Here is a 20,183-nt window from a genome sequence, read left to right on the forward strand (position 1 = left end):
CGAAAAACCGAGCGACGAAAGCGGCTTTTCCCCGCTCGCGCCACTCTTCCGCTTCGGTGGCTGGTGCTGGCCTACCAGAGGTTCTTGCCGTCAATGACGACCACCTCGACCTTATCGAGGTCGAAATCGTCGAACAGCCGCGAATTGACTGATATCTTGGGATTGTCGAAGTCCGGTTTGCCGGTTGACCAGTCCGGCGTTTCGGTGAAGGTGCCGCAGCCGCAAATGGCGCAAAACCCGTGTTTGACGGTCTTCGATCCCCATTGATAGAAGGAAACGTTTTCCGGCGAGCTGGTGAGCTTGAATTGCGACGGAACGTAGTAAGCCCACAGCGAACCGCGCTTGGAGCAGAACGAGCAGGTGCATTGTGTTACCGTCTCGGGCGCCTGCGAGACCTCGAACGTCGTCGCCTTGCAATGACAGCTGGCCTTGATGGTCATGAAAAGCTTTCCTCTCCGTTGCTCGCCACCCATGCGGCAAGGCACCATAAAGGAAGGCTCCTGACAACTATCTGTCAGCAGGCTCCGGTCGATCGAGCCGAGCGGCGCTCTGGCTGAAGCAGGCCCCGTCGTCACCTCCCAATCGTCGTCACCTGCCGATATAGGCGGCCAGTTCGTCCGGCGTCCCGTTTGGGAAAGCCTGTTTCAGAAAATCCAGGAACGCCGACACGCGCGCGCTGAGCAGCCGCCGCGACGGGTAGAGCGTCCATAGAGAGATCTCCGGGCCGTCGATATCCCCCCAATTCACCAGTGTGCCGTCAGCCAGGTCGTGGGCCACCAACGAAATGGGAAGCCGTCCTGCGCCGATGCCGGCTCGCACCGCATCCCGGACCATGATGAGCGTCGACAAGGCGAGGACCGGCTCGATTCTAAGTGTTGCCCGGCCACCTGGTGTCTTCACCTGCCATGTTTGCCGCTCGCCTGTCCCGCGCGCAACGCCAGGAGCGGCGAGCCCATCGGCCGGGCGAGGAAGGTCCGGGCTCGCCACAACGACCAGGCGGTCGCGGAGAAACGCCCGTCCGACCAGGCTTTCATCGGGATCCGGATTGACCCGGATTACCAGGTCGTAGCCTTCCTCGATCATATCGACATGCCGGTCTTCGGTGGTCACTTCAAGCCTCACCTCAGGATACCTCAGGGCAAATCCCGCAGCGATCCTCCCCATTGCAGTCTGCGAAAAATGCAAAGGCGCGCTGATCCGCAATCTGCCCTTGGGTCTCTGACCGCCCGAGGCAATCGCCGATGCCGTTTCGTCCAGCTCGGCAAGCAACGCCCCCGTCCGCTCGAAGAGCGCCCGTCCTTCTTCGGTCAGCTTCAGGTTACGCGCACCCCGTTCGAACAGACGCAGATCGAGACTGCTTTCCAATTCGCCAACGCGCCGGGACAACGTTGCCTTGGGCCGGCCGGTGGACCTTGCCGCTTTGCCGAAGCCGCCATGGCGAGCCACGAGGTTAAAATCGGCAAGGGCTAAAAGATCCATGACTGTCCCATCGGTGAGACGACGTGTCTAAAATTGCCGTCTACTGGGCTCTTTGTGAGCCACACATATTGGGGCTGTCAAGCAACCCAACAGGAGAAATTCCATGACCATTCTCGTTACCGGCGCCACCGGCAATATCGGCCGCCAAGTCGTCGAACAGCTCGCCAAGCGCGGCGCCGATGTGCGTGCTCTCGTGCGCGATCCGTCGAAAGCCAGTTTTCCGGCAGGCGTATCCGTCGTGCAAGGCGACTTTCTCGATGTCGATTCGCTGCGCAAAGCCATGTCTGGCGTTTCCACGCTGTTCCTCTTGAACGCCGTGGTGCCGGACGAATTCACCCAGGCTTTGATCGCCTTGAATGTCGCCCGATCGGCCGGCATCGAGCGGATCGTCTATCTCTCGGTGATCCACGCTGACGTCTATGTGAACGTGCCGCATTTCGCGGGTAAGTTCGGCGTCGAGCGAATGATCGAGCAGATGGACTTCAAAGCTACGATCTTGCGCCCGGCCTACTTCATCCAGAACGATCTGACGGTCGAAGACGTCATCACCGGCTACGGCACCTACCCAATGCCGATCGGCCCCAAGGGCCTCGCCATGATCGACGCCCGCGATATCGCCGAGATCGCCGCCCTTGAGCTGCTGCGTCGCGAACGGTCGAAGGAGCCGCTTGCGTTCGAGCGGATCAACCTCGTCGGTCCGCAGACACTGACCGGGACGGACATTGCCGCAATCTGGTCAGACGTACTCGCCCGCCCGATCAGCTACAGCGGCGACAATACGGAGGGTTTTGAGCAAAATCTCAAGCAGTTCCTGCCCGCCTGGATGGCCTACGACATGCGCCTGATGGGCGAGCGCTTCTTCACCGACGGGATGCTGCCCGAGGCCGGCGACGTCGAGCGCCTGACGGCACTTCTGGGTCGCCCACTGCGCCCGTATCGCGACTTCGCCTCAGCACTCGCTGCTTCCGTCTGACGCAAGCGCCTTCAGCACCAAGGCCGGCCTTCCGATGAGAACTGCCAACAGAACTCAGTAGGAACGCGGTGGCACGAACAGGCAGATCGTCTTGCCTGCGTCGAGGCCGGCCTGGTGCGCGCACCAGTGGAAATCGCCGTCGGGTGAGTCCTTGACCCGCTTGTCGCTCATCGGAACGACCTCCCCCGTTCCGGCGATGACATAGCCCTCCGGCTTTTCCAGCACCTCGCCGGTGTGGGTGGTGCGGCAGTCGTAGTTTGCGCAGCAGGCGAAGGGATAACTCCAGCCTTGCGGCTTCGCCGCCGTGGGCTTGGCGTCATGTGCGAAGGCGGGTGCCGTCAGCACCGCCATAGCAAGCATCGCGATTGCAAAGATCGGGGTGACGAACAAGGAAAACAGGAGTCGGCCAGCCGGTTGAACGGCTCTAGCCGATCGGAGAGTGGCAGCAGACATGGAAGCGTTCCTTTCAAACGAGCATCAAGCGTTTCGCTTGCCCGTTCCCGGAACGTGTCTTCCCAGTGGCCGGATCGTCAGGTCGCAGATATGCCGCGTCCGGCCATAAATGCTTTTTCTCTTCCAGCCCTCGGATGCTGGGCTGATTCCTTGGCCGGCGCAAGAAGTTGCTGCGCGAGGCCGCACATCTACGCCGCTATCTGCAACCGCTGACGAGATCCAAGGCCAGGCTCAACTCCCGGCAGACGGGCAACGAAACAACGGGATTGGCCGTATGTGGTTCCAGCCTATACGTCGCCTGGACCGGCGATCACATGCCCTTCATATTGCGGCAAGTCGTCGGCGATGGTGAACCATGGCGCCTTGGAGCCGACGAAGATGTGCGCGGTCGGCCGGATCGTTGGATCGTCGACCAGCGTGCCCATGGCGACGTGGACATAGGCGCCGTCGCGGACCAGCGAATACAGCAACGAGCCGCAGCGGCTGCAATGCGCATCGTGGCCGCTGTCATCGCCGAAATGGATGAGCCCGTGATGCCCTTCGGCAAGGGCAAGTTTCTCGCGCTCGATGCCGGCGAAAGGCTTGAAGGCGGAACCTGTGGTGCGCCGGCAGTTTGAACAATGGCAGTTGGCGGCATAGACGAACTCGTCCGCCACTTCATACTGGACCGCGCCGCAAAAGCATTTGCCGGTGAGCCTGCGACTCATGGTTCCTCCTTCGCTCCCCCTCCCAGGGATCCTTCTGATTCAAGTCGGCCGAGTCGAGAGTGGCGGAAGCGCAGGAATCAGCCATTCGCAGCCCGGCCTCACCTGAATATGGACATATCCTAGTCGAGGTCGGCCACGGCTTCACCGGCACCGCCCTCGATGCGCTGCGACAACGAGGCTTCCATGAAGTCGTCGAGGTCGCCGTCGAGCACGCTCGACGGGCTGGTGCTCTCGACGCCGGTGCGCAGGTCCTTCACCAACTGGTAGGGCTGCAGCACATAGGAACGAATCTGGTGACCCCAGCCGATGTCGCTCTTCGACGCTTCTGTGGCATTCGCCACCGCTTCGCGCTTCTTCAGCTCTTCCTCGTAAAGGCGCGAGCGCAGCATTTCCCAGGCCTTCGCCTTGTTCTTGTGCTGCGAGCGTTCGGCCTGGCAGGCAACCGCGATGCCGGTGGCGATATGGGTGATGCGAACCGCCGAGTCCGTGGTGTTGACGTGCTGGCCGCCCGAACCGGATGAGCGGTAGGTGTCGATGCGTACATCGGATTCCGAGACGTCGATCTCGATCCTGTCATCAACGACCGGGTAGACCCAGACGCTGGAGAAGGACGTGTGGCGGCGCGCATTGCTGTCATAGGGTGAAATGCGGACCAGGCGATGAACGCCCGACTCCGTCTTCAGCCAGCCATAGGCATTGTGGCCCTTGATCAGAAGCGTGGCGGACTTGATGCCGGCCTCTTCGCCGTCATGGACTTCCAGCACTTCGACCTTGAAACGGCGACGCTCGGCCCAGCGCGTGTACATGCGCAGAAGCATCGAGGCCCAGTCCTGGCTCTCGGTGCCGCCGGCGCCGGCATGGACTTCGAGATAGGTGTCGTTGGCGTCGGCCTCGCCCGACAGCAGCGTCTCGACCTGGCGGGCCTTGGCCTCGCCCTGCATCGAGCGGAGGGCTGCTTCCGCCTCGGCGATCACGCTCTGGTCGCCCTCTTCCTCACCCAGTTCGATCAGGCCGATATTGTCTTCCAGCGCCTGAGTCAGGCTTTTGACGCCGGCGATCCCGTCTTCGAGGCCCTGGCGCTCGCGCATCAGCTTTTGCGCTTCCAGCGGATCATTCCAGAGGCTGGAATCCTCGGCGCGCACGTTCAGGTATTCAAGCCGCTTTATAGCCTGATCCCAGTCAAAGATGCCTCCTCAGCAGGGTGATCGCCTGCCTGATCTCGTCGACAATATTCTGCGTTTCCGCGCGCATGGCTGGTTGTTCTGTCCTGTTTTTGAAGTGGCGCTTGGGTCGGCGCGATACATAGGCACGGCATTGCTGCCTGTAAAGCGAAATGGGCCGGCTCAACAAGCCAGCCCACTCGACGTAAAAAATCAGGTCGTCAGTAGAGTCCGCCGCCGGGTGCCTGGATGGCTTCCGTAGCCTGCGGCGATAGCGGTCCGCCGGCGCCGTTGGACCCGTCGGCGCCCATGCCGATCACCCAATAGCTGTCGGCTGGGCCGGTGCCAGGCTTGAAGGCTTCGATGATGGTGCCGGGATCGCCCGACGCGGCACGCATGCCGGTCTTGCGGTTGATCGCGACCAGGTTCATGCCTTCCGGCACCTTGAAGTCGACATTCGGCGTGCCGTCCAGCGCAACGCGCATGAAGTCCTTGAAGATAGGTGCCGCCAGACCGCCGCCAGTGGCGCCATGGCCGAGACCGCGCGGCGTGTCGTAACCCATGTAAAGGCCGACGACGAGGTTCGGCGTATAGCCGATGAACCAGGCGTCCTTCTCGTCATTGGTCGTTCCGGTCTTGCCGGCGATGTGGCGGCCAAGCTCGGCGATGGTGGCGCCGGTACCGCGCTGGACGACGCCTTCCATCATCGAGGTGATCTGGTAGGCGGTCATCGGATCGAGCACCTGCTCGGAATTGTCGACCAGTTCCGGTTCGGGCTGGTTGTTCCATTCGGGCGCATTGCAACCTTCGCAGCCGCGCTCGTCCTGCTTGAACACGGTCTTGCCGTAGCGGTCCTGGATGCGGTCGATGAGCGAGGGTTTGATCGACTTGCCGCCATTGGCCATGATCGAATAGGCCGACACCATGCGCATCACCGTCGTCTCGCCGGAACCCAGCGCCATCGGCAGATACGGCGCCAGATGGTCGTAGACGCCGAAACGCTCGGCATATTCCACCACCAGCTTCATTCCCATGTCGTTGGCGAGCCGCACCGTCATCAAATTGCGCGACTTTTCGATACCGGAGCGCAAGGTCGCGGGGCCGGCCACCGTGCCGTCATAGTTCTTCGGCGTCCAGGTCGTGTTGCCGCTCTGGATGGTGATCGGTCCGTCCATGATAACCGAGGCCGGCGTATAGCCATTGTCGAGCGCGGCCGAATAGACGATCGGCTTGAAGGACGATCCCGGCTGGCGCATCGCCTGCGTGGCGCGGTTGAACTCCGACTGCGCATAGGAGAAGCCGCCGACCATGGCCAGCACGCGGCCGGTATGTGGATCCATGGCGATCAGGCCGCCCTCCACTTCCGGCACCTGGCGCAACGTGTAGGCGGCTTCCGACCCTTCGTTCTTCTGCACGAAGATGACGTCGCCGGGCTGCAGTACATCGGCCGGAGACTTGGCCTTGACGGTCTTGCCATCGACCACATGGCGCATGGCAAAGCTCATGTCTTCCTTGCTGACGGCGCCTTCGATGCGTTCCTTGACGATATCGCCCGAAATCTGCCGCGTCGGCTGCAGGCCGATGGAAAGGCCGGTCGCCGAGCTGTCGAGCACGACGGCAAGCGACCATTCCGGCACGTCTTCCAGCCCCTTGACGTTGCCCAGCGCCACGCCCCAGTCGCCGGAAGCATCGATATGCGTCACCGGTCCGCGATAGCCGCGCAGCGTGTCGTATTTGAGCAAGCCGTTCTGCATCGACTTGCGGGCGATGAGCTGGATCTTCGGATCGAGTGTCGTGCGCACCGAAAGGCCGCCCTCATAGAGCGCGTTCTCGCCATAGCGCGAGATGATCTGGCGGCGCACTTCCTCGGTGAAATATTCGCCCGCAAACAAATAAGAGCCATTGCGGCGCGGAGTCACGCCGAGCGGCTCGGCCTTGGCCTTGTCGCCTTCCTCGCGCGTCACGTAGCCGTTCTCGACCATCTGGTCGATGACCCAGTTGCGGCGCTCGATGGCGCGGTCGGCATGCTTGAAGGGATGGTAGTTGTTGGGCCCCTTCGGCAGCGACGCCAGATAGGCGGCTTCCGCGACGGTGAGTTCGTTGACCGACTTGTCGAAATAGGTCAGTGCCGCGCCCGCAACGCCATAGGCGCCGAAACCGAAGAAGATTTCGTTGAGATAGAGCTCAAGGATGCGGTCCTTCGAATAAGCCTGCTCGATGCGGAAGGCCAGGATCATCTCCTTGATCTTGCGCTCGTAGGTCTGGTCCGAGGACAAGAGGAAGTTCTTCGCCACCTGCTGGGTGATGGTCGAGGCGCCGACCTGGCGCCTGCCCGAACCCAGATTCTGCAGGTTGACGTAGATGGCGCGGCCAAGCCCGGTGATGTCGATGCCGGGATGGTTGTAGAAATTCTTGTCCTCGGCCGACAGGAACGCCGCCTTGACCCGGTCCGGAACCGCCTGGATCGGCAGATAGAGCCGCCGTTCGCGCGCATATTCGGCCATCAGCGAGCCGTCGGAAGCATGGATGCGGGTCGTCACCGGCGGCTCGTACTTGGCCAGAACCTCGTAGTCGGGCAGGTCTTTCGATAGATGGCTGATGTATATCGCCACGCCCGCGGCGACGATAAGCGCCAGCGTCGTGCCGATACCAAAGAAATAGCCGATAAGACGAATCATGCCCGCTCCAGTCCGAGGTCCGGGAATTTCCTAGACGAAGCCTTTCGCGCAAGCCTTCGCAACTGTCCCGATCCGTGATGGAAAACCCATGTCGCCACCATGTGGGCAAAATACGGCAGTGCCCGGTTTCGGCATCCCCCACCGGAAATAAAAGCGCCTGGTGTTGTCGTCGTGCAACGCTGCCTCCGGTCGTGGGCGGCGGCGACCATCTCAGCCTCCGGTTCCCGTTCCCATCTTGGCGGAGGCAAACAGGGCGACGGCGTTGGTGATGCTCTCCGCCGCCTTGCCGCGCCAGTCGGCGTCGAGCAGTTGCGCTTCATCCTTGGCGTTGGAGAGATAGCCGAGTTCCACCAGCACCGACGGCACATCGGGCGCTTTCAGCACTTTGAAACCGGCCGAACGCTGCGGATTGTTGATCAGGCCGACGCTGGTGGACAACTGGCCGACCAGAGTGTGGGCAAAGCTCATCGAGAAATTATGCGTCTCGCGGCGGATCAGGTCGATCAGTATGTCGGTGACTTCCTTGTTGTCGTCCTTGATCACCATGCCGGCGAACTGGTCGGAGAGGTTTTCACGGTCGGCAAGCGCCTGCGCTTGCGGATCGGACGCCTTGTCGGAGACGGTATAGACGGTGGCGCCTCTGATACCCTTGACGATGATCGTGTCGGCATGGATCGAGATCAAAAGGTCGGCCTCGTGCTGACGGGCGATGCGCACGCGGTCATCGAGCCGCAGGAACTCGTCGGAATCGCGCGTCATGAACACGTCGTAGTTGCCGACGGCGGCGAGCTTGTCGCGCAGTTCGGTGGCGAAGGCCAGCGTCACGTTCTTCTCGATGGTGCCGTTGAGGCCTTCGGCGCCACCGTCGATGCCGCCATGGCCGGGATCGATGACGATGGTGAAGCGATGCCCGGGATTGGAGATCGGCCCTGTGCCGACCCTGGAGCCCTTGTCGGTGGAGACGGTCGAGCCGGTGGTCAGCGCCTGGTTGGCAAGGGCTTCGTCGAACTCGCGGTCGGAGGCTGCCGACACGTCGATGGCGATGCGATAGCCTGCGCCGTCCTCGTTCTTGAGCACCTCGAGCTTGTCGACCGAGAACGGCCCCTTGCCGGTCAGGATCAGCCGCGATCCCTCGCCCTGATCGCCATAACGCACCGCTTTGACCAGGCCGCGGGCCTTGGCGTCCTTCGCGCCAATGGCGAATCGGGTGCGCGGCAGGTCCACGACCAGCCGGTTGGGGCCGCGCAGCAGGAACCATTTGATGTCGGGCTCGCGGTCGAAATCGATGACGATGCGCATCTTGGTTGCGTCGCCGGCCATCTTGTAGGCGGTGGCGCCGAGTGGCGCATCGGCGGCGCGTGAAACCGGCGCAAAAGCAAGGCAAAGCGCCAGCAGCAACAGCACACCGGCAGCGCGCAGGAAACGGCCTGCACGGCCATGGCCCTTGTCTGTGGTGCCCGCCAGTCCCATTTCTTTGCAGTCGCTCCCGGTTTGGCGCCTTGCGCCCGCGTGGTTGGTCGAAATGCCGGTCAGGCCGCAGACTCGATTAACGATTGGTATCCAGAGAAGGTTAACCAAGCCTTTTCATTGAGGATTAAGGCCTGTGCTTCCGTTACGGCACTGCTTTTTGCCGGCATCCGAAATCGGGGTTGCCTTCCACCCCGTCAAATCATAAAAGCGATGGTGGATCACTGCAATCCTGGAACCGCTTCTCCCGCAGCTTCCTGCTACAGGTCAGATGAAAGGCGGCTCCTTTCGCTCCAGCGAAAAGGCTTAGGTGATCGCGACGAATTTCGCAGGTGTGCGCCCGTGGCGGGGGAATCGCCTGCGTGAGGAAAACGGCCGGGTTTGTTCCCGTGCCGGCTCTGTATGAGCAAACAAGCTGGTCCGGTTCGTCCGGGCTTTGGTTCAAAAGGTTCTGCTGGTGACGATGGCTTCAAGCGCAATCATGGAAAGGTCCGCATCAAACCGCGCCATTGTGGCTGCGGGCGGCACCGCCATGGCGCTCAAGCGGCGTCCGGCGGACATTCAGACATCCGGCACCCACATCCCAGACACGCAGCAGCGGGCTTTGCCTCGCAAGCTGCGGCTGACGGCTGCCGGGAGGAAACGAAATAATGCCCAACAAAATGCTGATAGACGCCTCCCACCCGGAGGAAACACGCGTTGTCGTTATCCGCGGTAACCGTATTGAAGAATTCGACTTTGAATCCCAGGACAAGAAGCAGCTCAAAGGAAACATCTATCTCGCCCGCGTAACGCGCGTCGAACCTTCCCTTCAGGCAGCCTTTGTCGAATATGGCGGCAACCGTCACGGTTTCCTCGCCTTCAGTGAAATTCACCCCGACTATTACCAGATCCCGGTCGCCGATCGTCAGGCTTTGCTGCGCGCTGAAGCGCAGGAAGCCGAGGACGAGGAGAACGAGGACAATGACGGCGACGACCGCCAGAGCCGCGATCGCGGCCGGCGCGGCCGCCGGCGCGGCGGCAAGGGTCGTGAGCGCGGCGAACACAAGCGCGACGCCGGCGCCGATGATGAGAACGGCGAACATGGCGATGCCGGCAGCGATGCCGTCTCCGAAGAGCCTGCTTCCGAGCATGCCGCGGCCGATACCGCCGGGCATGACGATCATGCCGGGCATGGCGACAGCGAAGCTTCCGACGCCGAGACATCCGGGAGCGAACCGTCGGAAGGCGGCCCGACATCGATTGCGGCAAGCGTCGAAGCGGATGTGATCTCCGAAGCTGTCCCTGCGGCGGAGCCGGGTGACGAAAGGTCGTCCAGCGAGGCAAGCGGCGAAGCCACCTCCGGGGACAATGACCGCGGCATGCTGGAAGAGGTGCAGTCCTCGCATCCGGACGACCACGAGATCGAATCCGTAGGCGCCGAGGATGCGCTGGAAGAGGTGCGCAGCCGCCGCAAGCCGGTGCGCCGCCAGTACAAGATTCAGGAAGTCATCAAGCGCCGGCAGATCCTGCTGGTGCAGGTGGTCAAGGAAGAGCGCGGCAACAAGGGCGCTGCACTCACCACCTATCTGTCGCTTGCCGGCCGCTATTCCGTGCTGATGCCCAACACCGCACGCGGCGGCGGCATTTCGCGCAAGATCACCAGTGCGGTCGACCGCAAGCGCCTCAAGGAGGTCGTTGCCGATCTCGAAGTGCCGCAGGGCATGGGCGTCATCCTGCGCACCGCCGGCGAAAGCCGCACCAAGGCGGAAATCAAGCGCGACTACGAATATCTGATGCGGCTTTGGGAAAACGTCCGCAATCTGACGCTGCAATCCACCGCCCCTGCCCTCGTCTATGAGGAAGGCAGCCTGATCAAGCGCTCGGTGCGCGACCTCTACAACAAGGATATTGACGAGATTCTTGTCTCCGGCGAGGAAGGCTACCGCGAGGCCAAGGATTTCATGCGCATGCTGATGCCGAGCCACGCCAAGGTCGTTCAGCCGTTCCGCGACACGACGCCGATCTTCGTGCGCAACGGGATCGAGGCGCAGCTCGACCGCATGCTGCAGCCGCAGGTGACGCTGAAGAGCGGCGGCTACATCATCATCAACCAGACCGAGGCGCTGGTCGCCATCGACGTCAATTCGGGCCGCTCCACCAAGGAGCACTCGATCGAGGACACCGCTCTCCACACCAACCTTGAAGCGGCGGAAGAAGTCGCCAGGCAATTAAGGCTGCGCGATCTCGCCGGCCTGATCGTCATCGACTTCATCGACATGGAGGAGAACCGCAACAACCGCTCCGTCGAGAAGCGGCTGAAGGATCACCTCAAGAACGACCGAGCCCGCATCCAAGTCGGCCGCATCTCGCATTTCGGCCTGATGGAGATGTCGCGCCAGCGCATCCGCGCCAGCGTGCTGGAATCAACCATGAAGCCGTGCCCTCATTGCGGCGGCACTGGCCATGTGCGCTCCGATTCGTCGGTGGCGCTGATGGTGGTGCGGGCGATCGAGGAATTCCTGCTCAAGGATTCGCGCAGCCACATCACGGTGCGGACTCCGGCGGCGACCGCTCTCTATGTGCTCAACCACAAGCGCGGCACGCTGGTGGAACTCGAAAGCCGCTTTGGCCTGACCATCACCGTCGAGGCCGATGATACGGTCGGTGTGCAGCACTACGCGATCTTCCGCGGCGCCATTGCCGAAAAGCCGGAAGGCTTTGTCGAAGCGCGAACCTTCCCGGCCTATGTCGAGCCGGAAGAGCCCGAGGACGAGATCGTCATCGAGGAGGAAGACGACGAGGTTGTGGTACAGGCCGAGCAGCCGCGCCAGGCGCAGCCGCAATCGCAGCAGCAGCCGAGATCGGCTGAGGACGGCGAAGGCCGCGACCGCAAGCGTCGCAAGCGCCGCAGGCGGCGCGGCGGCAAGGATCGCGAACGCGAACATGGCGATCGCGAGCATGGCGCCGAAGGTGCTTCGGTTTCGGCGGCAAGCGACGACTTTGCCGCTGAACCAGGCGATGACGATGCAACACAGCAAGACGAAGCCCAGGTTGGCGCCGTCGAAACGGTGGAAGCATCAGATGACGCCCAGGGCAAGAAGCGCCGTCGCGGCAAGCGCGGCGGCAAGCGCAATCGTCGCGAAGACGGCACGGAGACCGAAGCCGGCGAAACCGCCTCGGTGGCCGAGGCCGCTGAAGTCGGAACGGCCGCAAGCGAGCCCGTAGCAGCCGTAGCGGTTGAAGAAGCAGCGGCTCCCGCCGCGGCGAACGACGACGCTCCAGCCGAAAAGCCGAAGAAGAAGCGCGCTTCAAGGGCAAAGAAGGCTGTGGTGGAAGTCGCCGATGAGACGGCGGCCGAGGCTGCACCGGAAGCTGCCGTCGAAGCAGCCGCCCCCGCTGCGGCCGATGCCGCCACGGAAACGACCGTCGACGACGAGCCCGCCAAGGCTCGCCCGTCACGGCGCAAAGCCGTGGCCGCGGATACCTCCGCGGTGCCGGTGGTTTCCTCCAGCGTTGCCGACGAGGCAAAGGCCGAGGAAAAGCCGAAGCGCGCCGGCTGGTGGCAGCGGAAGGGCTTTTTCTAAGCTATTCAGCCGATTAAGATAGGTTCCTGACAAAAATCCCGCGCCGTTCAAACCACGGCGCGGGATTTTTGCATGCGCGAATGACGGAAGGCGTCAGGGGGCGAAAATCGACCAGTTCATCATCCTGGCCAGTTTTTCCAAGGCGATCGACCCCAGCTTGGAATTGCCGTTGGCGTTCAAGCCCGGCGACCATACGGCGAGCGAAGCAACACCCGGCACGATCCCCAATATGCCACCGCCGACGCCGCTTTTGCCGGGAATGCCGACACGGAAGGCGAAATCGCCGGAACCGTCATAGTGGCCGCAGGTCAGCATCATGGCGCCGATGCGCCGCGCCCGCTCGGCAGACACCACGGAGTGCCCGGTTGCCGGGTTTCTGCCGCCATTGGCGAGGAAGCGGCCGGCCAGCGCCAATTGCCGGCAGTTCATGGCGATGGCGCAATGGTGGAAGTACACGCCCAGCGCCAGCTCCGGTGCATGGTTGAGATTGCCGAAGGATTTCATGTAGTTGGCAAGCGCGAAGTTGCGATAGCCGGTGGCGCGTTCGGAAGCCGCGACCTCGCGGTCGATGATGATGGTTTCGTCATCGGCAAGGAACTGGATGAAGCGCAGGATTTCGCCGATCGCCTCGCGCGGCTGGTGGCCGGCAAGCAGTATGTCGGACACGACGATGGCGCCGGCATTGATGAACGGATTGCGCGGAATGCCGTTCTCATGCTCGAGTTGCACGATCGAGTTGAACGGATTGCCCGACGGCTCGCGTCCGACACGCTGCCACAGCGCGTCGCCGACATTGCCGAGCGCCAACGTAAGCGTAAACACCTTGGAGATGGACTGGATCGAAAACGCCTGGTCGGCGTCGCCGGCGACCAGCACGCGGCCGTCATTGGTCACGGCGGCAATTCCGAATTTCTTCGGATCGACCTTGCCGAGCTGCGGAATGTAGGTGGCGACGTCACCGCGATCGGTGCGCTCGGCCATCTCGGCGGCGACATCGGCCAGCGCTTGTTCAAGATCCGGCATGCTCGTCCCCGCTATTTCAGCCAGCGCTCGATGCGCACCATCGCCTCGACCATGTCGTCATGGCTGCCGGCATAGGAAAAGCGCATCGTGCGGTGGCCCTGAAGTGGATCGAAATCGCGGCCGGGCGTAGCCGCCACATGCGCCTCGGCTAGCATCTTGCGCGCAAAGGCCATGCTGTCATTGGTATGCCGGGTAACATCGCAGAAAGCGTAGAAGGCGCCGTCCATCGGCGCCGCCAAGGGAAATCCGAGTTCCGGCAGGCGCCGCATCAACAGCTCGCGGTTCCAGGCGTAGCGCGCCTTTACCGCTTCCAGCTCTTGCGTCGCCTTGAAGGCTTCGATCGCCGCGATCTGCGACAGTTCCGGCGGCGAGATGTAGAGGCTCTGGGCGATGCGCTCGATCGGCCTCACCAGAGCTTCCGGCAGCACCATCCAGCCAATGCGCCAGCCGGTCATGCAATAATATTTCGAGAAGGAATTGATCACCGTCACGCCTGAGCCATGGGCCAGCGCAGTGGTGTCGGGCGCGGCATAGGCCAGCCGATGATAGATTTCGTCCGATATCACCGCGATGCCGAGTTCTTCGGCTGTCCTCACCAGTGCGGACAACTCGTCGACGGGAATGACCGCACCTGTCGGATTGGCCGGGCTGGCGAACAACACGCCCTTCAGCGGTTTTTCCTGGTGCGCCGATTTCAAATGCTCGGCGTGCAGGTAGGCGTCCGTGCCGAGCTCGATCTCGACGATCTCGATGCCGAGCGCGGCCATGATGTTGCGGTAGGCCGGATAGCCGGGTGATGCGATGGCGACGCGGTCGCCGGGATCGAACATCGCCAGGAAGGCCAGATTGAAGGCGGCCGACGATCCCGTGGTCACGGCGATCCGGTTCGGCGAGACATCGATCCCGTAATGGTCGCCATAATGCGCGGCGATCGCCTTGCGCAGATCCGCCAGACCGAGCGTGTCGGTATAGCCGATGCGTCCGATCCTCAGCGCATTTGCGGCTGCTTCCCTCGCGCCCACGGGCGCCGGATCGGATGGCTGGCCGACGGCCATGGAGACGACAGGCACGCCCGTCGCCTTCAGCCGGTTGGCTTCGGCCAGAATGTCCATGGCGTGAAACGGCTCGACTTCACCGCGGCGCGACAGCGAAACTACCATTTGACCTCCGTCCGGCCCGCCGCTCGAAGCCATGAACCGGCGGCAGCGCCGCACAAATGCCCGATTGATGTGAGGATCACAAGTTCGCCTAGTTTCGGTGCCGTGACTTTTCATCGTTCGCCCGCTCGTTTACCAGTGGACCTCATGCTGAGCCGACCCAAATCGACGATGTCCAAATCTTCCATCGGGAAGACAGCGCGCGGCTTCGCGACGCTTTTGCTTGCCGCCGCCGTCGCTGTCACCGGCTCGGTGACGGCCTTCGCGCAGGCGGTGCCGGTCGTGCGCGATGCCGAGATCGAGGCGCTGGTGCGCGACTATGCGCGGCCGATCTTCAAGGCGGCCGGTCTTGCCAATGACGGTGTCGATATCGTTCTGGTCAACGATCAGAGCTTCAACGCCTTCGTCACCGGGCGCCGGCTGTTCATCAACACCGGCGCGCTGATGCAGGCAGAAACGCCCAACGAGATCATCGGCGTCATCGCCCATGAGGCCGGCCACATCGCAGGCGGCCATCAGCAGAAATTGCGCGACCAGCTCGAGCGCGCCAAGACCATGGCCATCATCGCCACGCTGCTTGGCGCCGGCGCCATCGTTGCCGGCGCCACCACCAACAGCCGCGGCCTTGCCGGCGCCGGCATGGGCGTGGCTGCGGGCGGCGGCGAGATGGCGCAGCGCAGCATTCTTGCCTACCAGCGCACCGAAGAGTCGACCGCCGACCGCTCTGCCATCACCTATCTCAATGCCACCGGCCAGTCCGGCATGGGCATGCTGAAGACCTTCGCCCGCTTCCAGAGCGCGCTGTCGCTTTCCGGCACGCAGGTCGATCCCTACCGCATCAGCCACCCGATGCCGCAGGAGCGCATCGCCAATCTCGAAGTGCTGGTCAAGCAGAGCCCTAACGTCGACAAGGTCGATCCGCCGGCACTGCAGCAGCGGCACGACATGATGCGCATCAAGATCGCCGCCTATATGGGCGGCCAGGCCGCCGCCACGCGGCTGATCCGCAAGGCCCCGGGCAGCCTCGCCTCGCGCTATGGCGAAGCGCAGATGGCCTATCTCTACGGCAATCTGGGTGCAGCACTGACCAAGGCCAATGGATTGATCAAGGAACAGCCGAAGAACCCCTACTTCCAGGAAATGCGCGGCGACATACTGATGAAGGCCAACAAGCCCAAGGACGCCGCGGACGCCTATGCCAAGGCGGTCAGCCTCGATCCGGTGAGGTCGGGCCTGTTGCCCGTTTCCCTCGGCCAGGCGCTGATGGCCATCGGCACGCCCGACTCGCTGAAGAAGGCGGTGGTGCAGATCAACAACGGTCTCGGGCGCGACAAGGAAAACACGGTCGGATACCGCTATCTCGCCCAGGCCTATGGCGAGCTTGGCAACATTCCGGCGGCGGAACTCGCCACCGCCGAGGGCCACTTTTATTCCGGCGATTACACGAATGCGAAAATTTTCGCCATGCGCGCGCAAAAAGACTTGAAGCGCGGCGAGCCCGGCTGGATTCGGGCGCAGGACATCATAAACTACAACCCTTCAGGCAAACTCAAGAAATGAACCTTCCGGTCGCCCGCGGCGACTAGGATAGACCGGAACCGGTAAAGAGGATGAGACGATGAACAAGGCAATATTGCTCGGCACGACGGGAGTGGCGGCTGCTCTTGCCATGCTCGCTTTCGGGTTCGTCGCCGGCAGTCCGCAGGTGGCCAAGGCCGGCACGGCGCAGACCGTGCAGACCGCCTCTGCCGACACCAAGATCGATCGCACCGAGGTCGAGGGCATTATCCGCGACTATCTCCTGAAGAACCCCGAAGTGCTGCTTGAAGTGCAGGAGGCGCTCGAGGCCAAGCAGAAGGAAGAGCAGCGCATAGCCAGCCTCGGCGTCATCGAGAAGGCCAAGTCCGAGATTTTCAACTCGACCTTCGACGGCGTCGTCGGCAATCCGAAGGGCAAGGTCACCATCGTCGAATTCTACGACTACAATTGCGGCTTCTGCAAACGCGCCATCGACGACATGCAGGCTCTGACAAAGGCCGATCCGGAGCTGCGCTTCGTGCTCAAGGAATTCCCGATCCTCGGGCCGGATTCGCAAAAGGCCAGCGTCGTCTCGATGGCTTTCCACCTGATGCATCCGGAGAAATACGGCGAGTTCCACAACGCCCTGCTCGGCGGCCAGGGCCGCGCCACCGAGGCGGCGGCCATCAAGGTTGCGCTGTCGCTAGGCGCCGATGAGGCGAAATTGCGCGAGAAGATGAAGGATCCGACCATCACCGAGGCTTTCTCCAAGACCTTCGACCTCGCCAACAAGCTGGCCATCACCGGAACGCCTTCCTACGTGGTCGGCAATGAGGTGGTGTTCGGGGCGCTCGGCCAGGAAGTGCTGGCTGAAAAGATCGAGGCGGCGAAAGCCGCGCTCTGATCTTGCACGCGAGCCTATTTCTCACGGGCACATTTCCGCCTGTTGTGGACAGTGAAAGATCGCACTTGTGCTCTTTCCGCAGGCGGCTATGCCCATTATAGAAGGCCCTGCGCGCCGGCTTGAGGCCGGCGTCGGAAAAGGTCGGCATTTTTGAAAACGATTTTCGTCCTGAACGGCCCCAACCTGAACGCCCTCGGCAAGCGCGAGCCGGGCATCTATGGCGGCAAGACGCTTGCCGCGATCGCCGACGACTGCAAGCAGGCGGGCGCCGCGCTTGGCCTCGAGATTGATTTTCGCCAGTCGAACCATGAGGGCGACCTCGTCGACTGGATCCAGGAAGCCGGCGACAAGGCAGCCGGCATCGTCATCAATCCGGGTGCCTACAGCCACACCTCGATTGCCATTCACGACGCCATCCGCGCTGTCGCGCCGCTGCCCGTCGCCGAAGTTCACCTCTCCAACATCCACGCGCGGGAACCATTCCGCCACGTCTCCATGGTCGCGCCGGTCGCTGTCGGCATGATCTGCGGGTTCGGGCCGCTTGGCTACTCGCTGGCGCTGCAGGCGCTGGCGGCACGCCTATGACCGGCCCACAAACAGAAGGCTCGAAAATGTCGATAAAGAAGACCGGTGTTGACCAGCAACTGATCCGCGATCTCGCGGGCATACTGAACGACACCAATCTCACCGAGATCGAAGTCGAGCTCGGCGACCTGAAGGTGCGCGTGTCGCGCCAGGCGCCGGCCGTCCACGCCATCGCCGCCCCGCAGGCCGGTTATGCTCCGGCAGCGCAGCAGCCCGCGGCGGGCGCGGCTGCCGCACCAGCAGTGGCCGACCCGTCCAAGAACGCGGTCCCCTCGCCGATGGTCGGCACCGCCTATCTCGCGCCCTCGCCCGACGCCAAGGCCTTCATCGAAGTCGGCCAGAAGGTCAAGGAAGGCCAGACGCTGCTGATCATCGAAGCGATGAAGACGATGAACCAGATCCCTTCGCCGCGCGCCGGCACGGTGACGGCGATCCTGTTCGAGGACGGCCAGCCGGTCGAGTACGGCATGCCGCTCGTCGTGATCGAGTAGAGCGGGCCGGATGTTCCAGAAGATCCTCATCGCCAACCGCGGCGAAATCGCGCTTCGGGTGCTGCGCGCCTGCAAGGAACTCGGCATCCAGACCGTGGTCGTGCATTCGACCGCCGACGCTGACGCCATGCATGTCAGGCTCGCCGACGAAAGCGTGTGCATCGGTCCGCCGCCGTCGCGCGACAGCTATCTCAACATCCACCAGATCGTCGCCGCCTGCGAGATCACCGGCGCCGACGCCGTGCATCCGGGCTACGGTTTCCTGTCGGAGAACGCAAAGTTCGCCGATATCCTCGCCGCCCACAACATCACCTTCATCGGTCCGTCGGGCGACCATATCCGCATCATGGGCGACAAGATTGAGGCCAAGCGCACGGCAAAGCGGCTCGGCATTCCGGTTGTGCCGGGCTCCGACGGCGCCGTCACCGATCAAAAGGAAGCCAGGCGCATTGCCGCCGAGATCGGCTATCCCGTGATCATCAAGGCATCGGCAGGCGGTGGCGGGCGCGGTATGAAGGTCGCCCTTACCGAAGCCGATCTCGAGATCGCCTTGCAGACAGCGAGCACGGAAGCCGGCGCGGCCTTCGGCGACGATGCCGTCTACATCGAGAAATACTTGGAAAAGCCGCGCCACATCGAGGTGCAGGTATTCGGCGACGGCGCCGGCCGCGGCGTGCATTTCGGCGAGCGCGACTGTTCGCTGCAACGCCGCCACCAGAAAGTCTGGGAAGAGGCGCCCTCGCCGGCCCTCAACGCCGAGGAGCGCGCCCGCATCGGCAATATCTGTGCCAAGGCCATCGCCGACCTCGGCTACTCCGGCGCAGGCACCATCGAATTCCTGTACGAGAATGGCGAGTTCTACTTCATCGAGATGAACACGCGTCTGCAGGTCGAGCATCCGGTGACGGAAGCGATTACCGGCATCGATCTCGTGCACGAACAGATCCGCGTCGCCTCCGGCGGCGGGCTTTCAGTGCGCCAGGAGGACATAAAGTTCAACGGCCACGCCATCGAATGCCGCATCAATGCCGAGGATCCGCGTACCTTCACGCCTTCGCCCGGCACGATCACGCATTTCCACACGCCTGGCGGTCTCGGCATTCGCGTCGATTCCGGTGTCTATTCCGGCTACAAGATCCCGCCCTATTATGACAGCCTGATCGGCAAGCTGATCGTGCACGGCCGCAACCGCGTCGAATGCATGATGCGGCTGCGCCGGGCTCTCGACGAGTTCGTCGTCGATGGCATCAAGACGACGCTGCCGCTGTTTCGCGACTTGGTCGGCAATGCCGATATCGCCAATGGCGACTACGACATCCACTGGCTGGAAAAGTATCTGGCCAAAGAGGAATAGCGCCCGAATTGCCGCTATGATGCCGCGATGACCCGCCCTTACGCACCCGGCTATCGCATTCCGACCGACCTCTTGCTCAAGGCCTATGCCTCGGGCGTCTTCCCGATGGCGGAGAGCGCTTCCGACCCGGAAGTGTTCTGGGTGCGGCCGGAGACGCGCGGCATCATCCCGCTCGACGGCTTCCACACGCCGAAGAGCCTGCGGAAGACGATCCGCAAGCACCCGTTCGACATCCGCTTCGATTTCGATTTCGAGGCGACGATCGACGGCTGCGCCGAAAAGCGCGAGGAGCGCCGCTCGACCTGGATCAACGCGCCGATCCGCGAAGCCTATATCGAGCTGCACCGTCTTGGGCACTGCCATTCGGTCGAGGCATGGCGCGAGGAACGGCTGGTCGGCGGCCTCTATGGCGTCTCGCTCGGTCGCGTGTTCTTCGGCGAAAGCATGTTCGCCCGGGAAACCGACGCGTCCAAGACCTGCCTGTATCATCTGGTCGAGCGGCTGAAGGCGCGCGGCTTTGCCCTGCTCGACACGCAATTCACCACCGAGCATCTCAAACGCTTCGGCGCGGTCGACGTGCCGCGCGTCAAATACGAGAAGATGTTGGCCGACGCGCTGAAGGGCGAAGCCGTTTTTTATCCCTGACCGGAGACCGAGCGGCCGAGCCG

The 20,183-nt window shown here is 62.8% G+C and carries 17 protein-coding genes; 8 read left to right on the forward strand and 9 right to left on the reverse strand.

Annotated elements, in window-relative coordinates; genetic code table 11:
• Window positions 1-71: 71 nt before the first annotated feature.
• Complete coding sequence (locus tag NKI96_RS11390; RefSeq protein WP_023667471.1) at window positions 72-440, reverse strand: GFA family protein; 369 nt, start codon at window positions 438-440, stop codon at window positions 72-74.
• Between the two features lie 148 nt (window positions 441-588).
• On the reverse strand, window positions 589-1,479 hold the full coding sequence (locus NKI96_RS11395) for a LysR family transcriptional regulator (protein WP_023681487.1): 891 nt from the start codon (window positions 1,477-1,479) through the stop codon (window positions 589-591).
• 103 nt (window positions 1,480-1,582) lie between these two features.
• On the opposite strand from NKI96_RS11395, the gene NKI96_RS11400 reads away from it, so the two are divergent.
• Window positions 1,583-2,452, forward strand: a complete 870-nt coding sequence (locus NKI96_RS11400) for an NmrA/HSCARG family protein (protein ID WP_023715785.1) — start codon at window positions 1,583-1,585, stop codon at window positions 2,450-2,452.
• A gap of 54 nt (window positions 2,453-2,506) precedes the next feature.
• Here the strand turns inward: NKI96_RS11400 and NKI96_RS11405 are convergent, their stop codons facing one another.
• From NKI96_RS11405 to NKI96_RS11425, 5 genes are all read right to left on the reverse strand, one after another.
• Window positions 2,507-2,905, reverse strand: a complete 399-nt coding sequence (locus tag NKI96_RS11405) for a hypothetical protein (protein WP_023708478.1) — start codon at window positions 2,903-2,905, stop codon at window positions 2,507-2,509.
• A 287-nt stretch (window positions 2,906-3,192) separates the two neighbouring features.
• Window positions 3,193-3,612 carry a GFA family protein gene (locus NKI96_RS11410; protein WP_023805259.1) on the reverse strand — a complete coding sequence of 140 codons (420 nt, stop codon included), beginning with the start codon at window positions 3,610-3,612 and terminating at the stop codon, window positions 3,193-3,195.
• A gap of 119 nt (window positions 3,613-3,731) precedes the next feature.
• Window positions 3,732-4,863 (reverse strand): peptide chain release factor 2 gene (prfB, locus tag NKI96_RS11415; RefSeq protein WP_155922402.1). Its coding sequence is split into 2 segments (ribosomal slippage): window positions 3,732-4,796 and window positions 4,798-4,863, totalling 1,131 coding nucleotides; the frame shifts between segments, so codons are not numbered across the junction.
• 130 nt (window positions 4,864-4,993) lie between these two features.
• Window positions 4,994-7,450 (reverse strand): penicillin-binding protein 1A, encoded by a 2,457-nt coding sequence (locus tag NKI96_RS11420; RefSeq protein ID WP_023725771.1) that lies wholly within the window; start codon window positions 7,448-7,450, stop codon window positions 4,994-4,996.
• Between the two features lie 210 nt (window positions 7,451-7,660).
• Entirely contained in the window at window positions 7,661-8,920 is a 1,260-nt protein-coding gene (locus tag NKI96_RS11425; protein WP_352804467.1) for an N-acetylmuramoyl-L-alanine amidase, read from the reverse strand.
• A 647-nt stretch (window positions 8,921-9,567) separates the two neighbouring features.
• On the opposite strand from NKI96_RS11425, the gene NKI96_RS11430 reads away from it, so the two are divergent.
• Entirely contained in the window at window positions 9,568-12,483 is a 2,916-nt protein-coding gene (locus tag NKI96_RS11430; protein ID WP_023729806.1) for a ribonuclease E/G, read from the forward strand.
• 93 nt (window positions 12,484-12,576) lie between these two features.
• Here the strand turns inward: NKI96_RS11430 and NKI96_RS11435 are convergent, their stop codons facing one another.
• Both NKI96_RS11435 and NKI96_RS11440 read right to left on the reverse strand, forming a co-directional pair.
• Window positions 12,577-13,506 (reverse strand): glutaminase, encoded by a 930-nt coding sequence (locus NKI96_RS11435; RefSeq protein WP_023702472.1) that lies wholly within the window; start codon window positions 13,504-13,506, stop codon window positions 12,577-12,579.
• An 11-nt stretch (window positions 13,507-13,517) separates the two neighbouring features.
• A complete protein-coding gene (locus NKI96_RS11440) occupies window positions 13,518-14,666 on the reverse strand; it encodes a pyridoxal phosphate-dependent aminotransferase (protein WP_352723464.1) in 1,149 nt (382 codons plus the stop codon).
• Between the two features lie 144 nt (window positions 14,667-14,810).
• On the opposite strand from NKI96_RS11440, the gene NKI96_RS11445 reads away from it, so the two are divergent.
• From NKI96_RS11445 to aat, 6 genes are all read left to right on the forward strand, one after another.
• Window positions 14,811-16,223 carry a M48 family metalloprotease gene (locus NKI96_RS11445; RefSeq protein WP_023702473.1) on the forward strand — a complete coding sequence of 471 codons (1,413 nt, stop codon included), beginning with the start codon at window positions 14,811-14,813 and terminating at the stop codon, window positions 16,221-16,223.
• Between the two features lie 58 nt (window positions 16,224-16,281).
• Window positions 16,282-17,085 carry a DsbA family protein gene (locus NKI96_RS11450; protein WP_023667484.1) on the forward strand — a complete coding sequence of 268 codons (804 nt, stop codon included), beginning with the start codon at window positions 16,282-16,284 and terminating at the stop codon, window positions 17,083-17,085.
• 150 nt (window positions 17,086-17,235) lie between these two features.
• Entirely contained in the window at window positions 17,236-17,670 is a 435-nt protein-coding gene (gene aroQ / locus NKI96_RS11455) for a type II 3-dehydroquinate dehydratase (protein ID WP_023667485.1), read from the forward strand.
• A 26-nt stretch (window positions 17,671-17,696) separates the two neighbouring features.
• A complete protein-coding gene (gene accB, locus NKI96_RS11460) occupies window positions 17,697-18,161 on the forward strand; it encodes an acetyl-CoA carboxylase biotin carboxyl carrier protein (protein WP_023681496.1) in 465 nt (154 codons plus the stop codon).
• Between the two features lie 10 nt (window positions 18,162-18,171).
• On the forward strand, window positions 18,172-19,515 hold the full coding sequence (gene accC / locus NKI96_RS11465; RefSeq protein ID WP_023681497.1) for an acetyl-CoA carboxylase biotin carboxylase subunit: 1,344 nt from the start codon (window positions 18,172-18,174) through the stop codon (window positions 19,513-19,515).
• A 27-nt stretch (window positions 19,516-19,542) separates the two neighbouring features.
• The gene (aat, locus tag NKI96_RS11470; RefSeq protein ID WP_023681498.1) at window positions 19,543-20,160 is read left to right on the forward strand and encodes a leucyl/phenylalanyl-tRNA--protein transferase; all 618 of its coding nucleotides are present in this window, start codon (window positions 19,543-19,545) and stop codon (window positions 20,158-20,160) included.
• Window positions 20,161-20,183: the final 23 nt, after the last annotated feature.

The organism is Mesorhizobium sp. M0292 (genome assembly GCF_040321695.1).
Lineage (GTDB): Bacteria > Pseudomonadota > Alphaproteobacteria > Rhizobiales > Rhizobiaceae > Mesorhizobium.

Excerpts from the sequence above, each read along its gene's own strand:
- NKI96_RS11440 (WP_352723464.1), bottom strand. The coding sequence starts at position 14,666 with ATGGTAGTTTCGCTGTCGCGCCGCGGTGAAGTCGAGCCGTTTCACGCC.
- NKI96_RS11445 (WP_023702473.1), top strand. The coding sequence starts at position 14,811 with ATGCTGAGCCGACCCAAATCGACGATGTCCAAATCTTCCATCGGGAAG.
- NKI96_RS11400 (WP_023715785.1), top strand. The coding sequence starts at position 1,583 with ATGACCATTCTCGTTACCGGCGCCACCGGCAATATCGGCCGCCAAGTC.
- accC (WP_023681497.1), top strand. The coding sequence starts at position 18,172 with ATGTTCCAGAAGATCCTCATCGCCAACCGCGGCGAAATCGCGCTTCGG.
- NKI96_RS11405 (WP_023708478.1), bottom strand. The coding sequence starts at position 2,905 with ATGTCTGCTGCCACTCTCCGATCGGCTAGAGCCGTTCAACCGGCTGGC.
- aat (WP_023681498.1), top strand. The coding sequence starts at position 19,543 with ATGACCCGCCCTTACGCACCCGGCTATCGCATTCCGACCGACCTCTTG.
- NKI96_RS11450 (WP_023667484.1), top strand. The coding sequence starts at position 16,282 with ATGAACAAGGCAATATTGCTCGGCACGACGGGAGTGGCGGCTGCTCTT.
- NKI96_RS11425 (WP_352804467.1), bottom strand. The coding sequence starts at position 8,920 with ATGGGACTGGCGGGCACCACAGACAAGGGCCATGGCCGTGCAGGCCGT.
- NKI96_RS11410 (WP_023805259.1), bottom strand. The coding sequence starts at position 3,612 with ATGAGTCGCAGGCTCACCGGCAAATGCTTTTGCGGCGCGGTCCAGTAT.
- NKI96_RS11420 (WP_023725771.1), bottom strand. The coding sequence starts at position 7,450 with ATGATTCGTCTTATCGGCTATTTCTTTGGTATCGGCACGACGCTGGCG.
- NKI96_RS11430 (WP_023729806.1), top strand. The coding sequence starts at position 9,568 with ATGCCCAACAAAATGCTGATAGACGCCTCCCACCCGGAGGAAACACGC.
- NKI96_RS11395 (WP_023681487.1), bottom strand. The coding sequence starts at position 1,479 with ATGGATCTTTTAGCCCTTGCCGATTTTAACCTCGTGGCTCGCCATGGC.
- accB (WP_023681496.1), top strand. The coding sequence starts at position 17,697 with ATGTCGATAAAGAAGACCGGTGTTGACCAGCAACTGATCCGCGATCTC.
- NKI96_RS11390 (WP_023667471.1), bottom strand. The coding sequence starts at position 440 with ATGACCATCAAGGCCAGCTGTCATTGCAAGGCGACGACGTTCGAGGTC.
- NKI96_RS11435 (WP_023702472.1), bottom strand. The coding sequence starts at position 13,506 with ATGCCGGATCTTGAACAAGCGCTGGCCGATGTCGCCGCCGAGATGGCC.